12 protein-coding genes are annotated in these 15860 nt (G+C 65.6%); 3 read left to right on the top strand and 9 right to left on the bottom strand.

Annotated features, from left to right (window positions below):
• Positions 1-43: 43 nt before the first annotated feature.
• From ACTNFK_RS08750 to ACTNFK_RS08740, 3 genes are all read right to left on the bottom strand, one after another.
• Complete coding sequence (locus ACTNFK_RS08750) at positions 44-1300, bottom strand: DUF2254 domain-containing protein (RefSeq protein WP_435937337.1); 1257 nt, start codon at positions 1298-1300, stop codon at positions 44-46.
• 87 nt (positions 1301-1387) lie between these two features.
• Positions 1388-2416, bottom strand: coding sequence for a pirin family protein (locus ACTNFK_RS08745; protein WP_435937336.1), 1029 nt, complete (start codon positions 2414-2416; stop codon positions 1388-1390).
• Positions 2413-2895: a hypothetical protein gene (locus tag ACTNFK_RS08740; protein WP_435937335.1), complete on the bottom strand. Its 483-nt coding sequence runs from the start codon at positions 2893-2895 to the stop codon at positions 2413-2415. Before ACTNFK_RS08740 ends, ACTNFK_RS08745 begins: the two co-directional genes overlap by 4 nt.
• A 217-nt stretch (positions 2896-3112) precedes the next feature.
• Between ACTNFK_RS08740 and ACTNFK_RS08735 the strand changes: the two genes are divergently transcribed.
• Positions 3113-4471 carry a cryptochrome/photolyase family protein gene (locus ACTNFK_RS08735; RefSeq protein ID WP_435937334.1) on the top strand — a complete coding sequence of 453 codons (1359 nt, stop codon included), beginning with the start codon at positions 3113-3115 and terminating at the stop codon, positions 4469-4471.
• 123 nt (positions 4472-4594) lie between these two features.
• Here the strand turns inward: ACTNFK_RS08735 and hpaD are convergent, their stop codons facing one another.
• The 6 genes from hpaD to ACTNFK_RS08705 form a co-directional block, all read right to left on the bottom strand.
• On the bottom strand, positions 4595-5737 hold the full coding sequence (gene hpaD / locus ACTNFK_RS08730) for a 3,4-dihydroxyphenylacetate 2,3-dioxygenase (RefSeq protein ID WP_435937333.1): 1143 nt from the start codon (positions 5735-5737) through the stop codon (positions 4595-4597).
• 84 nt (positions 5738-5821) lie between these two features.
• Entirely contained in the window at positions 5822-7318 is a 1497-nt protein-coding gene (gene hpaE / locus ACTNFK_RS08725) for a 5-carboxymethyl-2-hydroxymuconate semialdehyde dehydrogenase (protein WP_433647703.1), read from the bottom strand.
• Between the two features lie 42 nt (positions 7319-7360).
• On the bottom strand, positions 7361-8065 hold the full coding sequence (locus tag ACTNFK_RS08720; protein ID WP_435937332.1) for a GntR family transcriptional regulator: 705 nt from the start codon (positions 8063-8065) through the stop codon (positions 7361-7363).
• A gap of 9 nt (positions 8066-8074) precedes the next feature.
• Complete coding sequence (locus ACTNFK_RS08715) at positions 8075-9586, bottom strand: fumarylacetoacetate hydrolase family protein (RefSeq protein ID WP_435937331.1); 1512 nt, start codon at positions 9584-9586, stop codon at positions 8075-8077.
• A gap of 239 nt (positions 9587-9825) precedes the next feature.
• Positions 9826-10662 (bottom strand): HpcH/HpaI aldolase family protein, encoded by an 837-nt coding sequence (locus tag ACTNFK_RS08710; protein WP_435937330.1) that lies wholly within the window; start codon positions 10660-10662, stop codon positions 9826-9828.
• The gene (locus ACTNFK_RS08705; RefSeq protein WP_435937329.1) at positions 10647-11432 is read right to left on the bottom strand and encodes a fumarylacetoacetate hydrolase family protein; all 786 of its coding nucleotides are present in this window, start codon (positions 11430-11432) and stop codon (positions 10647-10649) included. Before ACTNFK_RS08705 ends, ACTNFK_RS08710 begins: the two co-directional genes overlap by 16 nt.
• Positions 11433-11623: 191 nt before the next feature.
• Here ACTNFK_RS08705 and ACTNFK_RS08700 point away from each other — a divergent pair, with 191 nt between their 5' ends.
• Together ACTNFK_RS08700 and ACTNFK_RS08695 are read left to right on the top strand one after the other, a co-directional pair.
• The gene (locus ACTNFK_RS08700) at positions 11624-14092 is read left to right on the top strand and encodes a DEAD/DEAH box helicase (protein ID WP_435937328.1); all 2469 of its coding nucleotides are present in this window, start codon (positions 11624-11626) and stop codon (positions 14090-14092) included.
• Between the two features lie 386 nt (positions 14093-14478).
• Positions 14479-15852: an MFS transporter gene (locus tag ACTNFK_RS08695; protein WP_433647059.1), complete on the top strand. Its 1374-nt coding sequence runs from the start codon at positions 14479-14481 to the stop codon at positions 15850-15852.
• Positions 15853-15860 lie beyond the last annotated feature (8 nt).

The following is a 15860-nucleotide window of genomic DNA, read 5'->3' as shown; positions in this document are numbered from 1 at the left end:
CCTCAGTGCTGTATCACCCGCACGCGCGGGGCGTACCCACACTCTAGAACTCGGCACGAGGGGTCGTAATCGCCTCGGCGTGTAGCTGCGCGACCTCGCGAAGATCTGCTTCGTGGCTGAGCGCGAGTGTCGCCCGATCGAGCCCGTCGACTGCCTGCGCGCGCAACGCCTGGGCCCACGGGCCGTCGGCCTCGGAAATCAGTGCCCCGATCTCGCGTTGCACTCGCATCGCCACTTCTACGATGCCCGCACCGTCTCGTGCGGTCGGCCGAAGCGCATCGATCACCATGTCGTCCGGGTCGATCAGGGGCACGTGCACGAGGGCGCAGGTCACGGGCGGGCGATTCGCTGCGCGCATAGCGGTGCTCAGCACACGCTGCGCGGCACTGAGCACCTCGATCGCCGTTCCTGGATCGTTGATACCCGGCGAGAGGGCCCGGCTAGAGATCTCCGACAGCGCGATGAGGCCCAACCGTGGATCCTGTTCAAAGGTGCGGTGCGGTGCGACGACGAAGGCCTGCTGCACCGCCGAGCGCAGTTCTTCCGTGACGTCTCCGGTGAGGTAGGCAAGCGGCACGTGCACCGTCACCCGTGCCCCCGCGCGGCGTGCGACCCAGACCTCGCAGCCACCGTGTTCGGCCACCCGTTGCAGGGCGGGCACGTCAACGCGCACGACGAACCCCGCGTGGTCGGACTCCACGGGAGTGGCGTGGGAGGGCGGGTCGATCCACTCGTGACCCCCGAGTCGCGGGTCGGAGGCGTAGCGTTCCATTGCTTGCTGCGCCGCGTGTTCGACCCGGTCGATGATGTCTGCCATGCGGCCGAAGCGGGTCAGGAACGAGATCCAGTGCAGCAACGTGAACATCACTGCGGCGATCACCACGAGGGTCCCGAGGAACAGCAGGGTGCGACCGGTATCGCTGTACGCCTGCATTGACAGCGCGACGATGCCCACGATCGAGAATGCGAAGGCTCCCACGAAGGTAGACAGGGCGTTCTGCGAGGTGCGGTCGCTGATGAGCAGCTGGGTGGATCGCGGCGTGCCCGACTGTGTGGCAGAGGAGTACGCCGACACCATCGCCGTGAGCGAGAAGGTCGTCACCGCAAGCATGGAACTCGCGAGAATCTGCAGGATTGGCGAGACCGCGTCTTGGCCCAGATCGATCGTGATGGCATCGGGCACCGCAGAACTCAGCAGGTGCGCGGCCACCGCGAGCACCACCCCGGCGAGCGCAAACAGCGTCGCCCGAAACCAGATGCCCTTGAGGAAATTCTGCAGGTAGGTGCGCCAGCGGGTCATCGGTGGGCCTCTCCTCATGCTCGTGCTGTTGGTGTTGGCGTTGGTCTCGGAAATTCAGGCGAAATTGGCTGCTCGGTCGCCCGTGGATCAGTCGCGGGGCTTGAGCCGTGCGATCGGCAGGGCAGGTGCGGGGAGCGGAGGCTCGGGTTCGTCGTCAGGCAGCCCAAAGATGGGCTCGCTTGCGTGTCGCGGCGCAGGTTCCGTCGGGCTGTCGGCGGCCGCGTCAATCTCCGCGTGCCACGCTCCGCGAGCCGCCACGATCTCGTCGTGCGTGCGGGCGACGAAGTTCCACCACATCACCAGCTGCTCGCCGAATGGCGCGCCGCCGATGAGGATCATGCGCGCGCCAGCCTCGCCCACGACGAGGCGCAAGGTGCTGGCACCGGCCGAAATGAAGGCGAGGGTGTCGCGTGGCACGGAGACCCCGAGGGTGTCAGGTGCGCTCGCCACGCTGAGGGATCCGTGATCCACCAGGATGCCGTGTTCGAAACCGGGGTCGACCGCGAGCTCGAGCACCGCTCCCGGCAAGAGGTTCAACTCGGCACCCACAAGCGGGGAGTACGTCGCGACCGGCGAGGTCTCGCCCAGGAGCGTGCCGAGAAACACCTGCGCAGCCCAGCCCGGGCCGGTGCGCACGGGGGGCACGAAGTGCTCGAAACCCCGGGAAACGTTTCGGGAGTGGTCGGGCAGGGCGATCCACAATTGCACCCCGTGGAGCAGGGTGGTGTCTGCGGTCGACCGTTCGGAGTGACTGATGCCGCTGCCCGCGGTCATGAGGTTCAGCTCGCCCGGCCGCACGAGGGCGTGCGCGCCCGAGCTATCGCGGTGCTCGATCGTGCCCGAGAACAGCCAGCTCGCGGTCTGCAGGCCGGTGTGCGGGTGCGCGGGCACGTTCATGCCGCCCGACACCGCCACGTCGTCGGGGCCGTAGTGGTCGAGGAAACACCACGCGCCGATAAGGGTGCGGCCGCGCTGGGGCAGCGTGCGCCGCACGTTCATCGCGCGGAGGCCGCCGAGCGGCACGTCGCGTGGATCGAGCAGCGCGATCTGCCCTCCCGGGCCTCCCGCCTGCTCGTCGCAGATCGTCTCTTCGGGTGTGGCGTCGAGGTTGCTCATGCGGATCGCCACCCCGGCGCGAGCTTCCTGATGCGGCGCGCGCGCCACGCCCACGTGGCCCACAGCACGGGCCAGGCGAGGGGGGCGAATGCGCCGCCGAATTCTAGGCGATCGCGCCAGATGGCTCGGCCCGGGTCGCCCGGGGCCTGCGTGATCGTCATGCGGTGGTGCCAGCCGTTCACGAGCGCGAGCGGGCCGCTGACCGGGTGTCCCGTGTCGTGCATCGTGCGCACGAGCGACTCGCCCGTGCCGTGTGTCTCATCAGTGACGCGGATCACCTGGCGACCGACGGGCACGAGCCCGGCGAAGCGCAGTTCGACCTCTACCTCGTCCCCCGGCGAAAAGTGCTCGGGCATGGCGGTGAGCGGGGTGAGTTGCATCACCGAGCCGTAGGGTTCGGCCGCGACCGCGGTGGTGTGCACCGCCCCCCAGGCCGTGTCGGGGGGGCAGTCGATTTCGAACCGCAGGTCGATCCTCATGCCCCCATCTTCGCAGAGCCGGGAAGACACTGTCTGGATTGGAGGCCACGTTGATCTGATGTGCTCGATGATTGGAGTCTTGCTGTCGAACTCCCCGACACGCCATTCAGGGTCGGGCGCTAGTGGTTTTTTCTTTGAACTGGAACCAGCCACAAGTGCCCGACACCGAGTGTGGTCCCCAACTGCTACTGCTTGACGTTCGCCCTAGAGTTAATCCGTGACGACACTGGTTTGGTTCCGAGATGACCTGCGCACCGACGATCACCCGGCGCTCGCCGCAGCCGCGAGCGACCCCGGTGGGGTGGTCGCGCTGTACGTGCTCGACGAGGAGTCGGCGGGGGTGCGGCCGCTCGGGGGGGCCGCGAAGTGGTGGCTGCACCACTCGCTCGAGTCGCTTGCGGCCGCGCTTCGCGCGCTCGGGGTGACGCTCGTGCTGCGGCGCGGCGCGGCGGGCGAGATCGTGCCAGCTGTGGCCCGCGAGCTGGGTGCGGGCCGGGTGCTCTGGAACCGGCGCTACGGCGCGGCCGAGCGTCGCGTCGATGCCGAGCTGAAACAGGGCCTGCGCGAGTCCGGCCTCGATGCCCACTCCTTTGCCGGGTCGCTTTTGTTCGAACCGTGGACGATCACCACGAAGACGGGCGGCCCATACCGGGTGTACTCGCCCTTCTGGCGGGCGTGCCTCGCGTCGCCTCCGCCCCGGGCGCCGATTGCGGTGCCGGTGTTTGCGGATCCACCCGCCGTGGCGGCAACGATGGCCTCGGTTCCGAGTGACGCGCTCTCCGACTGGCAGTTGCTGCCAACGCACCCCGACTGGGCAGCCGAGTTTGGCGCACACTGGCGGCCGGGGGAAGCGGCCGCGCGCGCGAGGCTGAGCGAATTTCTCGCCGAACGCGCCCACCGCTACGCGAACGAGCGCGACCTGCCCGCGAGCGAGGCGACCTCGGGGCTCGCGCCGCACCTGCGGTTCGGCGAAATCAGCCCGCAGCGCGTGTGGCACGAGTCGCTCGCCTCGGGCGCCGACGTGGGCATGTTCCTCTCCGAGCTCGGCTGGCGCGAGTTCGCCTGGCACACGTATTTTCACCGACCCGATCTCGCGACCCAGAACCTTGACCGCCGCTTCGATGCGTTCCCGTGGCGGGAAGGCGCGGGTGAGTCGCTGGCACGCTGGCAGCAGGGTCGTACGGGCATCCCGCTCGTCGACGCGGGCATGCGCGAACTCTGGCGCAGCGGCACCATGCACAACCGCGTGCGCATGGTGGTCGCCTCGTTCCTCGTGAAGAATCTGCTGGTCGACTGGCGCGAGGGAGAGGCCTGGTTCTGGGACACCCTCGTCGATGCCGACGCGGCCTCGAACCCATTTAACTGGCAGTGGGTTGCCGGGTGCGGTGCCGATGCGGCGCCCTACTTCCGCATTTTTAACCCCGTGACGCAGCAGCAGAAGTTCGATGCCGAAGGCGTCTATGTGGATCGCTGGGCACCCGACTCGGTGCTGACCCCGCCCTTGGTTGACCTCAAGGCGACCCGCGTGCGGGCGCTCGCCGCGTTCGACCGGGTCAAGGTTGCGGATCGCACCTGAGTCGCACTTCGCCTCGCCTCGCTACCCAACCCCGCCACACACACAAGGGCGCTAGTGGCTGCTTCAAGTTCGAAGAAGCAGCCACTAGCGCCCTCTCGCGTGGGGGATTTCTTCCCCCACGGGTTACAGCGTGTTGCCGAGCTTGAAGCCCTTGTCGCCCTCTTCGTCGCGAGTGTAGGAGAACCCGTCGGCGCCAATAGTCACGGCCATCTCGCTGGCATCGGTGCGCGCCACGACGGGCTGTGGGTTGCCGTCGAGGTCGAGCACGAGCGATGCGTTGGTGTACCAGGAGGGCACGACCGGGTTGCCCCACCAGTCGCGGCGCTGGTTGTCGTGCACGTCCCAGGTCACGACCGGGTTGTCGGGATCGCCGGTGTAGTAATCCTGGGTGTAGATCTCGACGCGGTGGCCGTCGGGATCGAGCAGGTAGAGGTAGAACGCGTTCGAGACCCCGTGACGGCCGGGGCCGCGCTCGATGCGATCGCTCATGCGCAGCGCGCCGAGCTTGTCGCAGATCGCGAGGATGTTGTGCTTCTCGTGCGTAGCAAAGGCCACGTGGTGCATACGGGGGCCGTCGCCTCCGGTCGCCGCGGTGTCGTGTACGGTGGGCTTGCGTCGCAGCCAAGCTGCGTACACCGTGCCCTCCTCGTCCTGGATATCCTCGGTGACGCGGAAGCCGAGATCCTGCATGAACTTCGTCGCGCGCGGCACGTCGGGGGTGACCTGGTTGAAGTGGTCGAGACGCACAAGCGCGCCCGGGGTGTACAGGTCGTAACGCCATGCCAAACGCTCGACGTGCTCAACGTCGTGGAAGAACTCGTAGGGGAATCCCAGCGGATCCTCGACGCGCACGGAATCACCGATGCCCTTGGTGAAGCCGTCGGCACGACGCTCGACACGGCAGCCCAGTTCGGTGTAAAAAGCGACGGCCTTGTCGAGGTCTTCGGGGGTGCGCACGCGGTACGAGAAGGCGGCGACCGCGGCGACGGGGCCCTTGCGCAACACGAGGTTGTGGTGAATGAATTCTTCGAGCGAGCGCAGGTAGATCGCGTTCTCGTCCTCCTCGGTCACGTACAGACCGAGCACGTCGACGTAGAAGTTGCGCGAAGCTGCGAGGTCGGTGACCACGATCTCCATGTATGCGCAGCGGAGAATATCGGGCGCCTCGGCCTTCGGCGTGGGCACCGGGTTGTCGGTGTGGATCGGGGCTTCTTCGGTGACGTAGAAGCCGCTTGAGGTCTTGGTGCGACCCTTGAGTTCAGACATTTCTGTGTCCTTACGTGTGTTGGTGAGTGGGGTGGATCGGTGGCGGGCCGTGCGGCCCGCCACCTCACGTGTGAGAGCGGAGGGTTACTTCCCGGCACCGAAACGAGGCGAGTGAGCTTCGTTCAGGGTGATCTGGATCGACTGCTGGGTGGTGTAGAAATCGATCGAGCGGTAGCCGCCCTCGCGCCCGAGGCCCGATGCCTTGACGCCGCCGAACGGGGTGCGCAGGTCGCGCACGTTGTTCGAGTTCAGCCACACCATGCCCGACTCGATGCCGTGCGCGAAGTTGTGCGCGCGCTTCAGGTTCGAGGTCCAGACGTACGCAGCCAGGCCGTACTTGGTGTCGTTCGCGAGCTCAAGCGCCTCTTCATCGGTGTCGAAGGGGGTGATGGCGACAACTGGCCCGAAGATCTCCTCCTGGAAGATGCGGGCATCGGGCTTCACGTCGGCGAAGACGGTCGGGGCGACGTAGTTGCCCTCGGGGAAGCCCTCGGGGCGGCCGCCGCCGGCAACGAGACGGCCCTCGGTCTTCCCGATCTCGACGTAGCTCATGACCTTGTCGAAGTGACTCGGGTGCACGAGTGCACCGACCTCGGTGGCCGGGTCGGATGGCAGGCCCACGACAATGTTCTTCGCGCGCTCCGCGTATCGGGCAACGAAGTCGTCGTAGATGTCGCGCTGCACGAGCACGCGCGATCCCGCTGTGCAGCGCTCGCCGTTCAGGCTGAACACGCTGAAGACGGTGGCATCGAGCGCCTCTTCGAGGTCGGCGTCGGCAAAGACCACCGACGGGCTCTTGCCGCCGAGTTCAAGCGACAGACCCTTCAGGAATGGCGCGGCGTTGGTCGAGAGCATGGCACCGGTTGAGCTGTCGCCGGTAAACGAGATGAGCGGCACATCGGGGTGCTTGACGATGGCATCGCCAGCCACTCCGCCGGATCCGAGGATGAGGTTGAATACGCCGTCGGGCATGCCCGCCTCGCGGAAGATCTCGGGCCACAGGGCTGCCGAGAGGGGTGTGTAGCTCGCGGGCTTCAGCACGACCGTGTTGCCGGTGGCCAGCGCCGGGGCAAGCTTCCACGACTCCTGCATGAAGGGCACGTTCCACGGGGTGATGAGGCCAGCGACGCCGATCGGCTTGCGGTTGACATAGTTCATCTGGCGACCAGGCACCCGGAACGCGTTGTCTTGCTGCGCGACGATGAGGTCCGCGAAGAAGCGGAAGTTCTCGGCGGCGCGGCGGGCCTGGCCCTTGGCCTGGGTGATGGGCAAGCCGGAGTCCCAGCTCTCGATCAGGGCGAGCTGTTCGTCGCGCGACTCGACGATGTCGGCAACTTTGTGCAGGATGCGCGACCGCTCGCGGGCCAGCATCTTGGGCCAGGGGCCCTCGTCGAACGCACGCTTCGCAGCTGCGACGGCGAGGTCAACGTCTTCCTTCTGCGCCGACGCAGACATGATGTAGGTCTCGTTGGAGACGGGTTCGATGACCTCGAACTCTGCGCCACCGATCGAGTCGACGAACTTGCCGTCGATGAAGTGCTGGATCTTCTCGGGGAGCCCCTCGGGCTTCTGATAGGTCATGCGTTGCCTTCTTTCGTTGCGAGCAATTTCTGGGTCTGGTACTTAGGCCGCTGAGGCCCGGGGGTGCGCTTCGGCTTGGGTGTCGGCCAGTCGCTTGGCGTGCTGAGCGTTCTGCGCGAGTACTGCGTGCAGCGTGCCGAGTCGGTGTTCGCGGGCAGCGATCTCGATCTCGATCGTGGGCGCGTGATCCACAATTAACTGCAGGATGCGGTCGTGCTCGTTCACCGATTCCTGGGCGCGGCCGGGCACAAAACTAAACGACGAGTTGCGCAGCACCCGCATGCGATTCCAGCCGCGGTGCACGAGGTCGAGAATATGCGGATTGGGGCATGTCTCGAACAAGACGCTGTGAAACTCGAGATTCAACTCGGTGAAACGCTGCGGATCGAAGTGCGTGAGGCTCTCCCGCATGCGCTCGTTGATGGCCCGGGCCCGCGCAATCTGGTCAGCGGTGATGGCCGGTGAAGCGAGGGCCGTCGCCGACCCTTCCACCAACGCGAGCGTCTCCATCGTGTGCTGGTACTCGGTCTCCTTGATGAGTGCCACCTGCGCGCCCACGTTGGTCTCAAAGGTCACGAGCCCCTCTGCTTCCAATCGGCGGATCGCCTCACGCACCGGCACCACCGACATGTCGAGCTCGGCAGCGATCGGCGCAAGCACGAGACGGTACCCGGGCACGTAGCGCCCGCTTTCGATGCGCTCACGCATCAGGCGATACGCCTGTTCAGATTTTGATATCGGTGCCATCAGGAATACCTAGCCCTGCGTCTTTTGCTCGGCGCGGGCGGCCTCATAGCGAGTGCGCCATTCGGCATTCATCGGAAAGAGTCCGTCGACCGCGGCACCGCCGGCGACCTGCTCGGCGACCCACGCGTCCTCGACCTCCTGCGCGGCGGCCTCGCGCGCAACCTCCTCGAGGAGGAACGGCGGGATCACAATGACACCGTCCCGGTCGCCGTAGATGATGTCGCCGGGCTGCACGGCGGCTCCGCCACACGCGATGGTGACGTCGGTCTCCCAGGGCACGTGACGGCGACCGAGCACGCTCGGGTGCGCGCCCTGCGAGAACACGGGAATGTTGAACTCCTGCACGGCGGCGAAGTCGCGCACCCCGCCGTCGGTCACAATCCCCGCAGCACCGCGCACCTGGGCGCGAAGAGCGAGCACGTCACCCACGGTGCCGGTGCTCGGGATGCCTCGGGCTTCGACGACGAGCACCTCGCCCGGGTTGACAGTGTCAAACGCGCGCTTCTGCGCGTTGAAGCCGCCCGCGTGCGCCTTGAAGAGGTCGGGGCGAAACGGGATGAACCGCAGGGTTTTCGCGGTTCCCAGGATGCGGTCGCCCTCGTGGTTCGGGATGACCCCGTCGATGAAGATGTCGACGTAGCCGCGTTTGCGGAGCGCCGCGGAGACCGTCGCGACCGCGACACCGTCGAGCAGGCCGCGAATCTCGTCGGTCAGCGGACCGACGGTTGTGGCCTCGTTCGGGTTCTGCTCCAAGCGACTCGCGCGGCCGGCTGCGACGGCGGCCGCATGCTCCGCCTCGCTGCCCCACGCCTCAATGCGCTGGAGATCGTCGACCTTGGGCTTGTTCCCGAAATCGCCGAATGCTGTGGTTCCCTGGGTGACCGTGGTGACGAGGCGGCCTGAGGTCGGCGCGCCGGGCGCGTTTGGTGCGTCGACCTCAACCTCCACTACGTCGCCGGGCAGCACAACCGAACTGCCCGCGGGCGTGCCGGTCAGGATCACGTCGCCGGTCTCGAGGGTCATGTGCTGCGAGAGATCCGCCACCAACTGCCCGAATGGAAATTTGAGCGTATCGCTCGTGTCGTCTTGCACGAGTTCGCCGTTCACCCAAGTGCGCACGCGGAAGTCACCCTGGCCGAGGCCCTCGGTCGAGATCGCGGCGGGGCCGATCGGAGTGAATCCGTCGCCGCCCTTGTTGCGCACGTTCGATCCCTTGTCTGCCGCGCGCAGGTCGTACAGGCCGAAGTCGTTGGCGGCAGTGACCTGGGCAACGTGCGACCAGCCCTGCTCGGGGGTGACCCACCGGGCGGGCGTGCCGATAACCAAGGCAATCTCACCCTCGAAGGCGAGCAGTTCGGTGCCCGCGGGGCGCTCGATGGTGCCGCCGGTCGCCGCGAGCGACGAGCTCGGCTTCAGGAAGTACGAGGGCAGCGCAGCCTCGCGACCGCGTTGCTGCATGCGTGAGGGGTAGCTCAGGTGCACGGCGATGATCTTGCCGGGGGTGTCGATTCCGTAGGTCATGTGACTGCCTCGTCTCTTTGTATCTCAAATGATATACGATTCGCGATGGTTTGTGAAGATCGCCTGGGTGTTGTGAAAAATACCCCACCTACAACTTCGGAGACCCGCCTGTTTTCGGACCAATTCAGGGGTATTCGTCCGAAGGTGTGTGGATCTCCGAAGTTCTGACGGTGCCGATTGTCTCGGTGTTGGGGCCAGTGGTGCGGGCTCAGATGCCGACCGCCGCGACGCGGTGTGTTTCAGTACGAGGCGCGGGGGGTGGAGCCTGCTCCCGGAGCGGCCGCAGACGCGGAGCCTGTGGGGATGAAGCGATCCACCAGGGCCTCGGTTTGGCGTGCGAGCATCGCAACATCCGCTCCCACCGCGACGAACGCGGCACCGGCCTCGATGTAGCGCTCGGCATCGGCAGCCACGAACGCGTTGACACCGACCGGCTTGCCGGCGGCCGCACCCGCCTCGATCGCGCGCAGCACTCCCGCAACCACGTCGGGGTGCGACTGCTGCCCGAGCAGCCCCATCGATGCGGCGAGATCGGAGGGCCCGACGAAGATCGCGTCGACCCCGTCGACCGCAACAATCTCCTCCATGTTCGACAGCCCCGTCGCCGACTCGATCTGCACGGTGAGGCTGATCGTCTCGTTCGCGCGCCCGAGGTAGCCCTCGACGCGATTCCAGCGGGCGGATCGCGCGAGCGCCGACCCCACCCCACGCACGCCCGCAGGGGGATAGCGCACGGCCCGCACGATCTCTTCGGCCTGTGCGGCGGTGTCAACCATCGGGATCAGCAGGTTCTGCGCACCCAGGTCGAGGAACTGCTTGATCAGCACAGTGTCGCCCGAGGGCGGGCGCACCAGCGGAGCCACAGGATAGGCGCTCATCGCATACAGCTGTGCGAGCGTCGACTCCAGACCGTTGGGGGAGTGCTCGGCATCGAGTAGTACCCAGTCGGTGCCGCTGCCGGCAACAATCTCTGCGGTGACGGCGCTCCCCGAGCACACCCAAAGGCCGATCAGGGGGCGCTCGCTCGCGGCAAGACGCTGCGCGAGTGTAGACGGAAGCTCTAGGCGAATCGGCATGTCACCGACCCCAGGGTGCCGTAGTCGGCGTGCACGGTGTCGCCCTTGAATACCCACATGGGCCGCGTGAACGAGCCCGCGAGGATGATCTCACCCGCCTCAAGCGTTTGGCCGTGCTGCGCGAGCTTGTTTGCGAGCCAGGCAACGCCCATCGCTGGGTTGCCCAGCACAGCACCCGCCACGCCCGATTCCTCGATGGTCTCGTTGCGATAGAGCATCGCTGAGGCCCAGGGCAGGTCAACGTCGTCGACCTTCATGGGGCGGCCGCCGATCACCATTGCGCCCATCGCGGCGTTGTCGCTGATCGTGTCGACGATCGTGCGACCCTCCAGTTCGAGGTGTGAGTTCAGCACCTCAAGCGCAGGCACGACGTAGGCGGTCGCGTCAAGCACGTCGAAGAGGGTGACATTGGGGCCAGCAAGCGGCTTGGCAAGCACGAAGGCGAGCTCAACCTCGATACGCACGTTCGAGAAGCGGTCGAATTCGATGACCGAGCCAGACTCAAACACCATGTCATCGTGGATCACGCCATAGTCGGGCTCGGTAATGCCGGTGGCGACCTGCATCACCTTCGAGGTCAGCCCGATCTTGTGTCCGACGAGGCGTGCACCCGCCTCGATGCGCCGATCCGACCAGATCTTCTGGATCGCGTACGAATCCTCGACCTCCATGCCGTCGTATCGGGCAGTCAGTCGCGGCAGAATGGTGCGGTCGATGTCGGCCTGCACCAACTCGGCGGCGATGGCTTCACGTTGCGTCTGATCGAGCACTGGGCCTCCACTTTTGTCGGGTGTACTGTCGATCGTATACGATCCACGGCTCGCTCGCGAGAGTTCCGGGTGGATCCCGGTGACCCGTGCGCCCCATCGCTCACGCGGCGCTCAAGCCGTGCTCAGGCCTCGAAACCGCCCGGTTCGCTGGTTCACAGCGCAATTTGTCCAGGTCGCGGTAGGATGAAGTGATGAATACTCCCGATAACACAATGCAAGACAGCGATCGGGAGCCACGAACTTCCGAAGAAATCCAAACTTCTGAGGCTGCAGTAGTAGCCCCTGCTGAAGTTTTGACTGAAGCTTCACCCGAGCAAGCCGAGGTATCTGAGGCGCCCGTCGCGGCGACCGCAGAGCCCGCCGCGGTCGCTCTCACAGAAGCGGCCCCTGAAGTTCCCGATGCACCCGCACACGCAGAAGATGCCACTGAGGCTCCTGCGATTTTGGTCACCGAGGCTCCCAACTCTTCCGAACCCACCGAGACCCCTGCGAGCGCGTCTGCGCCCGCGAACGAAAACACCTCAGTTGCTGACGCGACTGGAGAGACCGTGAAGGCCGAAAAGGTCACCAAGACCGAAAAGGTCGAAAAGGTCGAAAAAACCGAACCCGTGGAGAAGCCCCGCCCGGGTTTTGACACGCTTGGCCTTGATGCCCGCGTGCTCAAGGCAGTGAAGGGTTTGGGTTACGAGACTCCATCCGCGATCCAGGAAGCCACGATTCCTGTGCTCCTGACTGGCCGCGACGTTGTTGGCCTGGCGCAGACTGGCACCGGCAAGACCGCGGCGTTCGCCCTCCCGATCCTTTCGCGCATTCAGCCTGGCCAGGGAAAGCCCCAGGCGTTGGTGCTTGCGCCGACGCGCGAACTCGCGCTACAAGTGTGTGAGGCGTTTGAGAGCTACGCCGCGCACCTCCCCGAGGTGCACCTGCTGCCGATCTACGGCGGCCAGGCCTATGGCCAGCAGCTCAGCGCTCTGCGTCGTGGCGTTGACATTGTGGTGGGTACACCCGGCCGCATCATGGATCACCTCAACAAGGGCTCGCTCGATCTCACCGAGATCAAGTACCTGGTGCTCGACGAGGCCGACGAGATGCTCAAGATGGGCTTCGCTGAAGATGTCGAGACGATCCTCGCTGATACGCCCACGGAGAAGCAGGTTGCCCTGTTCTCGGCAACCATGCCGGCACAGATCCGCCGCATCTCGCAGCAGTACCTGAACGACCCGCAAGAAATCAAGATTGCTGGGAAGACGCAGACGAGCGCGACAATCACGCAGCGCTACATTGTGGTCTCGTACATGCAGAAACTCGACGCGCTTACCCGGGTGCTCGAGGTCGAAGACTTCGACGGCATGATTGTGTTCACCCGTACTCGCGGCGACAGCGAGCAGGTCGCCGAGAAGCTGCGCGCGCGCGGCTACTCAGCACTTGCCATCAACGGTGACGTTCCGCAGAACATTCGCGAGCGCACGGTGGAGCAGCTGAAGTCGGGTCAACTTGATATTCTCGTTGCCACCGACGTCGCCGCTCGCGGTCTTGATGTCGAGCGCATCAGTCACGTCGTCAACTACGACCTGCCGATTGATACCGAATCGTACGTGCACCGGATCGGTCGCACGGGTCGCGCAGGCCGCACGGGCGACGCAATCAGCTTCGTTACCCCGCGCGAGCGTCGCATGTTGACCGCCATTGAGAAGGCCACGAAGCAACCGTTGACCCCGATGGCGCTTCCCAGCGTCGACGAGGTCAATGCGACCCGCTTGTCGAGGTTCGACGATGCGATAACGATGGCGCTCACCGAGACCTCGCGTCTCGACGAGTTCCGCGACATCATTGCGCACTACGTCGAGCACCACGACGTTCCCGAGAACGACGTGGCGGCCGCACTTGCCATCGTCGCGCAGGGCGACACCCCATTGCTGCTCACGAGCGAAGACGACAGGAAGTTCCAGCGCGACCGCGTTCAGGCCGCCAAGTTCCTCGAAGACGATCGTGACTCCCGCGGAGGCCGCGACCGTGGCGACCGGGCCCCTCGTGAAGACCGCGGGCCCCGCGAGCGTCGTGATGACCTGCAGATGTACCGTATTGAAGTGGGTCGTCGCCAGAAGATCCAGCCCGGCCACATCATTGGTGCGATCGCAAACGAGGGTGGGCTCACCCGAGACGACTTCGGCCGAATCCAGGTGCGCGACGACTTCTCGCTCGTAGAGCTTCCCAAGAACCTCTCGAGGGAGCAGCTTTCCCGCCTCGCGCAGACCCGTATCAGCGGCAAGCTCATCGAGCTCACCGCTGACCGCGGCGGTCAGCGCAGCGGAGGTGGCGGTGGCGGCTACGATCGCGGCGGAAGCGGTGGCCGCGATTCCCGCGGGGGCTATGACCGGAATGATCGCGGCGGCGACCGCGGAGGTTACAACCGCGACAACCGTGGCGGGTACAACGACCGCAACGATCGTGGCGGCAGTGGTACCGGTGGTGGCGGGTACAACCGCGACGATCGCCCGCGTTCCAACGACCGCGACACTCGTGGGAGTGGCTACACCCGCGATGCGCGACCGCAGCGTGACAATCGCGCCGGTGGCGAGCGCCCGAGCCGCGACGGTGGGTACGGCGATCGCAACAGCCGCGACACCCGTAACGACGGGCCGCGTAAGCCGCGCTGGTAGTTCTGAACACAGCAAGGGGCGGGCATCTCACCGATTGGTGGATGCCCGCCCCTTGCTGTGTGCGTGGGCGACTAGCCGGAGACGACCTGCGGCACCGAGACGGCCTTCAGCCCCTCAACCCCGAACCGGTGCCCGCGAGTGTATGTCGACCGGGGTGGCGCTGGCCGCTATGGACAGTACCGGCCGAGTTCAGGTGGGTCGGTGGCACTTTAGGTCTTCCCAACAGGCGGGCAACATGCGAGAGTGTGTTGCCCGCCTGTTTCGTCAATATGACATTTGCGTTTCGAGCGGCTAAAGTGAGTGGGTTCCATATATTGCGACGCGAGTTCGCTATCTGAATCTAAATATATTTTCACTTTATCGAGACAAGGGAGTCTGACAGCCTCATGTCACAGACATCTGCGAAGGCCGCCAACCCGCGCGAGTTGCGCAGGGTCGCCGCTGCGACCGTGATCGGCACCACCATCGAGTGGTACGACTTCTTCCTCTACGCGAGCGCCGCCGGCCTCGTCTTCGGGAAGCTCTTCTTTGAGCCCGCCGGCCCTCAGGCCGCGACCATCATTGCGTTCGCGACGGTCGGTGTCAGCTTCCTCTTCCGCCCGCTCGGCGCATTCCTCGCCGGCCATTTCGGCGACCGCATCGGTCGCAAGTCCATGCTCGTGATCACCCTGATCCTGATGGGCGCGGCAACTACCCTCATCGGTGTCCTCCCCACCTACGATCAGGTCGGCATATTGGCACCGATCCTGCTCATGGCGCTGCGCATCCTCCAGGGTTTGTCCACCGGCGGCGAGTGGGGTGGCGCGGTGCTCATGGCCGTCGAGCATGCCCCCACCGAGCAGCGCGGCCGCATGGGTGCTTTCCCGCAGATCGGCGTGCCCATCGGCCTCCTCCTCGCATCGGGGGTGCTCGCGCTCATGACGGGCGTCATCTCGCCCGGAGAGCAGTTCCTCGAGTGGGGCTGGCGAGTGCCCTTCCTCTTGAGTTTCGTGCTCATCGTCGTCGGCATCATCGTGCGCCGTGCTGTTGAGGAGAGCCCGGTCTTCACCGAGATCTCCGAGCGCAAGGAGCAGACCAAGATCCCCATCGTCGAGCTCTTTCGCAAGCACTGGTTACTCGTCGTGCTCGCCGCGCTGACCTTCGCTGGGAACAATGCAGCAGGGTACATGACCACCGGTGGCTACATCCAGAACTACGCCACCATGCCCCTCGCAGACGGCGGGCTTGTCGGGATGGAGCGCACACCCGTTCTGCTCGCGGTAGCTGGCGCATCCGTCGTCTGGCTCATTATGACCTTTGCCGCGGGCACGATTTCTGACCGAATCGGACGCAAGAAGACGTACATCTTCGGGTGGATCGCGTTCCTCGCGGTCATCTTCATCCTGTTTCCGCTCGTGAACACGGGCAACGTGTGGCTGATGTTCCTCGGCCTGTCGCTCTTCGCGATCGGTAACGGCTTCACTTACGGGCAGCAGGCGGCGTACTTTGCTGAATTGTTTCCCGCCTCGATCCGCTACACCGGTGTCTCGATCACCTACGCGATCGGAGCGATTCTCGGTGGCGCGTTCGCGCCCATGATCGCCGCGTGGCTTGTCGCGTCGACAGGTTCGGCGACGGCGGTGGCCTTCTACATTGCGGCCGTGATGGTGATCGCATTCGTGGCGACCCTCGTGCTGCGCGACCGCACCGGTATCCCACTCGGTGCCGAAAATCAGGAGGCGCAGGAGAAGGGTCACTTCATCTGGGAGAAGGCTGCCTAGCCAAGATT

The sequence above is a fragment of the Leucobacter fengyongliangi genome, from assembly GCF_052386045.1.
Note: the sequence above shows the minus strand (reverse complement) of the source record. Positions and strands in the feature narration are given on the sequence as shown.

Bases quoted from the DNA above. Each gene is read 5' to 3' on its own strand.
- ACTNFK_RS08720 (WP_435937332.1), bottom strand. From the start codon at position 8,065: ATGGCACCGATATCAAAATCTGAACAGGCGTATCGCCTGATGCGTGAG.
- ACTNFK_RS08695 (WP_433647059.1), top strand. From the start codon at position 14,479: ATGTCACAGACATCTGCGAAGGCCGCCAACCCGCGCGAGTTGCGCAGG.
- ACTNFK_RS08710 (WP_435937330.1), bottom strand. From the start codon at position 10,662: ATGCCGATTCGCCTAGAGCTTCCGTCTACACTCGCGCAGCGTCTTGCC.
- ACTNFK_RS08745 (WP_435937336.1), bottom strand. From the start codon at position 2,416: ATGAGCAACCTCGACGCCACACCCGAAGAGACGATCTGCGACGAGCAG.
- hpaD (WP_435937333.1), bottom strand. From the start codon at position 5,737: ATGTCTGAACTCAAGGGTCGCACCAAGACCTCAAGCGGCTTCTACGTC.
- ACTNFK_RS08750 (WP_435937337.1), bottom strand. From the start codon at position 1,300: ATGACCCGCTGGCGCACCTACCTGCAGAATTTCCTCAAGGGCATCTGG.
- ACTNFK_RS08700 (WP_435937328.1), top strand. From the start codon at position 11,624: ATGAATACTCCCGATAACACAATGCAAGACAGCGATCGGGAGCCACGA.
- ACTNFK_RS08715 (WP_435937331.1), bottom strand. From the start codon at position 9,586: ATGACCTACGGAATCGACACCCCCGGCAAGATCATCGCCGTGCACCTG.
- hpaE (WP_433647703.1), bottom strand. From the start codon at position 7,318: ATGACCTATCAGAAGCCCGAGGGGCTCCCCGAGAAGATCCAGCACTTC.
- ACTNFK_RS08740 (WP_435937335.1), bottom strand. From the start codon at position 2,895: ATGAGGATCGACCTGCGGTTCGAAATCGACTGCCCCCCCGACACGGCC.